Genomic DNA, 5,754 nt, shown 5'->3' with positions numbered 1-5,754 from the left:
AACGCCGCCGCGCGCGCGGCGGGCGACACGCTGTCGAGCCACGCAGCCTCGGCGGGCGCGCAGACTTCGCGTGTCAGCGCACGCCAGTCGGCCGCGCGGTCGCAGCACTCGATATCGACACCGACGCGGCCCGCGGGCGCCCACGCGAGCAAGGCATGATCGCCCGCATGCGACACGTTGAAATCGAGTGACGTCCGATGCGCGGGGGCCGGCGACGGCCGCCCCGATGCGTCGACGACGATCGCGACCGCATGCGGCGCGACACCGAGGGCCGCGCCGAGCACGTCGCGCAGCGCGGCACGCGTCGCGGCACTGCGTACCGCATCCTCGTGACGCATGAAGCGCGCGGCACGCGCGCGCTCGTCATCGCTCAGCGCCGCATAGGCCGGCGACGCGAGCGGCACGCTCCAGTCGAAATCGATACGCGCGACCCGCACACCCGCGCGTGCAGCGGCGGGCGGCACATCGAGCGCGTGCACGCGCCATGCGCGGGCGGTGTCGGCCGGAGAGGCGGAATCGGACGGAATGGACATCGGTGCGCAGCAGCCTGTGCCGTGAAAGGAAACGCCCGATGTTAATCGATCGCGCCGGCGTATGAACCGGCCCGTGTGCGACTCGCCGCGGCTACATCGAATCGGAGCGGCTTCATGAGCCGCATGCGAAGGCCGCGCACGGCAGCACGCCATGCCCGCGACGCACCGGGCAGCCGCCGCGCCTCACCCGTTCGCGGCGACGCCCGGCACGCCGCTGCCCGTCCCTCGCCCGCGCGACGCCGGGTGAAGCGCATGCACGTGGCCCGGCGCATCGGCCGGCAGCACGCCGTGCTGCAGCCAGTACAACGCGAGCGGCCACAGCGTGTCGGTGAAGCGGCTGTGGAAAAACGCGAAATGGCCGATCGCATCGACACCGATGTCGGCCGGCGCGATCCGCAGATGCGTGACGTCGCTGCCCGTGTAGTAGCCGACCAGCCGCTCGATCGCCTCGACCGTGCCGAACCCGTCGTCGTCGAGGCCGATCGCGAGCATCGGCGCCGACAGTCCCGCGAAGCGGGTGGGCAACGCGGCGCGGCTTGCGGCGGGTTCGGCGAGCAGGCCGCGCGTATAACCATCCTCGAAGCGCGCCTGCGAGCGCACCCACGACAACGCGACGCCGCGCGGCGTGTCCTCCATCCAGCCGAGCCGCTTCGCGGGCACGTAGCCGAACACGGCCGCGAGCAGCGGCATCGCAACGTGCCACTTCCACCACATGCGCCGCCGTTCGGCCGGCAGGTAATCGCGCCAGTACGCGTACTGCGCGCCGACCGTCACCGCGTGCCGCACGTGAGCGTTCGATGCCGCGAGCCCGAGCGCGAAGCCGCCGATGCTGTGCGCGACCACGTCGATCGGCTGGCCCGGAAACGCGTCGCGCGCGTACTGCAGCGCGGCGTCGCAATCGAGCCGCCCCCAGTCGAGCCAGTTCGCGCGCAGCTTCGCGAGCTGCGCCGGGCGCGACCCGCCGATGCCGCGATAGTCGTAGACGAGCACGTCGCGCCCCTGTGAAAACAACCAGGCCGCGAAACGAAAGTAGTAGTCGCAACGCACCGATGTCGCGCAATTGATGACCGTCACGGGCCGCGCGGCGCTGCCGCCGCGATGGCGCCACACATGGCCGCGCAATTCATAGCCGTCGGCCGCACGCAGCGTCACGGGCTCGGGCGGCAATGCGCCTGCCGCACGGCTGCCCTGCGTCGTCCCGCTGCTTTCGTTCGAAATCGTCATCGAGTCTCCTGTCGGTCCGAGTTAGCGCTTTAGCGCTTACTCGGACCCCATGCTTCGCGGTCGGTCCGGGTTGGCGCTTTAGCGCTAACCCGAATCCCATGCTTCGCGGTCACCCGAGTTAGCACTTCAGCGCTTACCCAAACCCCATGCCTCACGGTCAGCCCCCGCACTCCCCGCGCCAGCCTCCATTGAACTTGACGCGCCCCGCGTTCTCAACCAATCTTGCTGCTCCGTTCGCATGAGTCACGCGCATGTCAACGCCACTCGTCCGCCTCCCGTCGCTCGACCTCGTCCGCGGTTTCGTCGCCGTCGGCCGCCGCATGAGCATCACGCTCGCCGCGCAGGATCTGTGCGTCACGCAATCGGCGGTCAGCCGCCAGGTGCACGCGCTCGAAGCGCATCTCGGCGTCGCGCTGCTGCAGCGCGGCTACCGGAAAATCGCGTTCACGCCGGAAGGCGAGCGGCTGTTTCGTGTCGCCGATGCGGCCCTGCACAGCCTGCAGGACACCGTCGCGTCGCTCGCCGCCGCACGCGAGCGCCAGCCCGTCACGATCACCGCGAGCATCGGCGTCACCGCGCTGTGGTTGCTGCCGCGGCTCGGGCGGCTGCAGGCGCGCCTGCCGGAGATCGACCTGCGCGTCGCCGCGAACGACAAGGTACTCGATTTGCGCGCCGAAGGCATCGACCTCGGCGTCCGCTATTGCCCGCGCGAGCGCGCGCCAGCCGGCGCGCTGCACCTGTTCGACGAGATCGTCGTGCCGGTCGCCCATCCCGCGCTCGCCGCACGGCCCGTCACGAACGCGCCCGCGATCGCCGACCACGTTCTGCTCGAATTCGACGGCCCGCCGCAGCCGCAACTGCAATGGCGCACGCACCTGCTCGCGGCAGGGCTCGGCGACGCGCGCCCGAAAGGCGTGCTGCGCTTCAACCAGTACGACCAGGTGATCCAGGCCGCGATCGCGGGCCAGGGCGTCGCGCTCGGGCGGCTCGCGCTCGTCGCGCCGATGCTCGCGGACGGGCGGCTCGCGGTGCTCGGGCCGCACACGCAGGCGCTGTCGGAAGCGTACGGCTACTGGCTGTTCCAGCACGATCCGGCACCGCGCCGCGAAGTCGCCGAGGTCCGCGACTGGATGCTCGCCGAAGCAGCCGAATGCGATATCGCAATGCGTGCGCACGATACGGCGTCGGCATAGGCCGAAGCCGAAGCCGGAGCCGGAGCCGGTTCGGCGAATGCCGCCGGCCCAGGCCGGGCCCGCCCGATCCCCCGCGCCCTTCGTCGCATTCCCCACACGCATGCCAACCTGACCGAATGATCGCTTGAGCGTCGACGGGCCCGCTCGTCTAATCGGATCGAGCGCGGCCGTTTTGCCGCGCCCCCTTCCGGAGACACGCATGACCCCGATCGAGCACGAAGTCCGCCGCCGCTGGCTGCCCGTACTGGCCGGCGGCCTGATCATGGGCGCCGCGCTCGGCATCCGCCACGTGCAGGGCCTGTTCCTCGCGCCGGTGTCGCTCGATCACGGCTGGTCGCGCGAAACATTCGGGTTCGCGCTGGCGCTGCAGAACCTGATCTGGGGCGTCGCGCAGCCGTTCACGGGCATGGTCGCCGATCGTTTCGGGTCGCTGCGCGTGATCGTCGCCGGGATGCTGCTCTATGCGGCCGGGCTCGTCACGATGGCGCATGCGGCGACGACCGGCATGTTCACGGTCGGTGCCGGGCTCGTAATCGGCATCGCGCTGTCGGGCTCGGCGTTCGCATCGATCTACGGCGCGCTGAGCCGCCTGTTCCCACCCGACCGGCGCGGCTGGGCGCTCGGCGTCGCAGGCGCGATCGGCGGGCTCGGCCAGTTCTGCATGGTGCCCGTCGCGCAGGAGCTGATCGGCGGCATCGGCTGGCGGCATGCGTTCATCGCACTGGCGCTCGTCGCGGTGGTGCTCGCGCCGCTCGCCGTGCTGCTGCGCGACCGGCCCGCGCAGGTTGCCGGCGCCGCCGGCCCCGACCAGTCGATCGGCGAAGCCGTGCGCGAGGCATTCGCGCATCGCGGCTTCTGGCTGCTGAACGCGGGTTTCTTCGCGTGCGGCTTCCAGCTCGCCTTCGTCGCGACGCATCTTCCCGCGTACCTGCTGGATCACGGGCTGCCGGCGCGCCACGCGAGCGTCGCGCTCGCGCTGATCGCGCTGACCAACGTGGCCGGCACCTATGCGTGCGGCCATCTCGGCGGGCTGCTGCGACGCAAGTACGTGCTGTCGGTGCTGTACCTCGTGCGTGCGCTCACGATGGCCGTGTTCGTCGCCGCGCCGCTGTCGCCCGCGAGCGTCTACGTGTTCGCGGCCGTCATGGGGTTCACGTGGCTCGGCACCGTGCCGCTGACGAACGGCGTGATCTCGCAGGTGTTCGGCGTGCGCTACATCGCGACGCTGTTCGGCTTCGTGTTCTTCGGGCACCAGCTCGGCAGCTTCTTCGGTGTCTGGCTCGGTGCGCTCGTGTACGACGCGACGCATTCGTACATGCCGCTGTGGATCGGCTCGATCGCGCTCGGCGTACTCGCGGCGCTGCTGCACCTGCCGATCAACGACGCGCGCGTCGCGCGTCCGGCAGCGGGCAACGCGGCGTGGGCATGATCCGCGCGGCACTGGCCGCCGGCACGCTCGCGTTCGTCGCGTGGTGCGGCGCGGCCTACTTCGATTCGGGCGTCGCGTACGCGCTGCTCGAACACGTCGCGTTCTGCAATTGACGCGGCAACCCGGGGCGGGCGGTCAGCGGCGCTTCGGCAATGCGGCCAGTGCATCGAGCGCGCGGGCACGCGCCGCCGCATGCTCGACGAGCGGCTCCGGGTAGTCGACGCCGAGCCGCACGCCGGCCGCTTCGAGCTCCAGCGGCGAGGCCTCCCACGGCGCGTGGATCGATGCGGCGTCGAGGCCGGTCAGCTCGGGCACCCAGCGCCGCACGTACGCGCCGTCCGGGTCGAACTTCCGCCCCTGCGCGACCGGATTGAAGATGCGGAAATACGGCGCGGCGTCGGCACCGCAGCCGGCCACCCACTGCCAGCTCGCCGCGTTGTTCGCGGGATCGGCGTCGACCAGCGTGTCCCAGAACCACGCTTCGCCCGCGCGCCAGTCGATCAGCAAATGCTTGATCAGGAACGACGCGACGACCATCCGCACGCGGTTGTGCATCCAGCCGGTCGTCCACAGCTCGCGCAGGCCCGCATCGACGAGCGGATAGCCGGTCAGCCCGCGCTGCCACGCGCGCAGCGCGGCGGGATCGTCGCGCCACGGCATCGCATCGAACTGCGCGCGGAAATTGTCGGTCGCGAGTGCCGGAAAGTGGTACAGCAGCGTGTAGCTGAATTCACGCCAGCCGAGTTCGCTCAGGAACTTGTCGGCGCCCGCCGCGCATGCCGCGCCGCCGGCCTGCGCGGCGCCCTGCACCGCGTGCCACACCTGTCGCGGCGACACGTTGCCGAAGCGCAGGAACGGCGACAGCCGGCTCGTCGCGGGCCGGTCGGGACGGTCGCGCGCATCCGCGTAATCGGCGAGCGACGTCGTCAGAAACGCGTCGAGCTGCGCGTGCGCGCCGCCTTCGTCGGGCGCGGGCCACGCGTCGCGCAGGCCGCCGGCCCAATCCGGCGCCGACGGACGCAACGTCAGCGCATCGAGCGCCAGCGCGCGGTCGCTCAGGGCCTTCGGCCAGCGATGAAACCCGATCCGTTCCGGCTCGGGCAGCGGCGCGGCCACCGCGCGATCGCGGCGTGCCGCTCGCCAGTACGCGGTGAACACCTGGTACGGCCCGCCGCTGCCCGTCAGCACCTCCCACGGCTCGTTCAACAGGCTGCCGTTGCTGCTCTCGACCGTGACGCCGCGCGCCTTGAGCGACGCCTTCAGCGCCGCATCGGCGTCGCGCTGCGGTTGCGCATAACGACGGTTCCAGTACACCGCTTGCGCACCCGTGTCGTGCACGACGCGTTCGATCTCGCGCGGCGCGTCGCCGCGCAAC

5 protein-coding genes are annotated in these 5,754 nt (G+C 71.3%); 2 read left to right on the top strand and 3 right to left on the bottom strand.

The features are described 5' to 3' along the window. On the bottom strand, positions 1-533 hold a 533-nt coding region (locus L810_RS42505; RefSeq protein WP_042978370.1), incomplete at its 3' end, for a 4'-phosphopantetheinyl transferase family protein. Positions 534-716: 183 nt separating this feature from the next. Continuing rightward, positions 717-1,757 (bottom strand): alpha/beta hydrolase family protein, encoded by a 1,041-nt coding sequence (locus L810_RS42500; protein WP_021164265.1) that lies wholly within the window; start codon positions 1,755-1,757, stop codon positions 717-719. Positions 1,758-2,008: 251 nt separating this feature from the next. Here L810_RS42500 and L810_RS42495 point away from each other — a divergent pair, with 251 nt between their 5' ends. After that, positions 2,009-2,950 (top strand): LysR substrate-binding domain-containing protein, encoded by a 942-nt coding sequence (locus L810_RS42495; protein ID WP_021164264.1) that lies wholly within the window; start codon positions 2,009-2,011, stop codon positions 2,948-2,950. A gap of 199 nt (positions 2,951-3,149) precedes the next feature. Continuing rightward, positions 3,150-4,379 carry an MFS transporter gene (locus L810_RS42490; protein ID WP_042978369.1) on the top strand — a complete coding sequence of 410 codons (1,230 nt, stop codon included), beginning with the start codon at positions 3,150-3,152 and terminating at the stop codon, positions 4,377-4,379. Between the two features lie 135 nt (positions 4,380-4,514). On the opposite strand, the gene L810_RS42480 is transcribed toward L810_RS42490, so the two are convergent. After that, positions 4,515-5,754, bottom strand: a 1,240-nt coding sequence (locus L810_RS42480; RefSeq protein WP_042978368.1) for a cryptochrome/photolyase family protein, incomplete at its 5' end; no start/stop codon positions are given.

The organism is Burkholderia sp. AU4i (assembly GCF_000466765.1).
Classification (GTDB): domain Bacteria; phylum Pseudomonadota; class Gammaproteobacteria; order Burkholderiales; family Burkholderiaceae; genus Burkholderia; species Burkholderia cepacia.
This window is presented reverse-complemented; position numbering and strand designations above follow the sequence as displayed.

What these genes read in the sequence shown, in the direction of transcription:
- L810_RS42500 (WP_021164265.1), bottom strand. Translation starts at nt 1,757, where the DNA reads ATGACGATTTCGAACGAAAGCAGCGGGACGACGCAGGGCAGCCGTGCG.
- L810_RS42495 (WP_021164264.1), top strand. Translation starts at nt 2,009, where the DNA reads ATGTCAACGCCACTCGTCCGCCTCCCGTCGCTCGACCTCGTCCGCGGT.
- L810_RS42490 (WP_042978369.1), top strand. Translation starts at nt 3,150, where the DNA reads ATGACCCCGATCGAGCACGAAGTCCGCCGCCGCTGGCTGCCCGTACTG.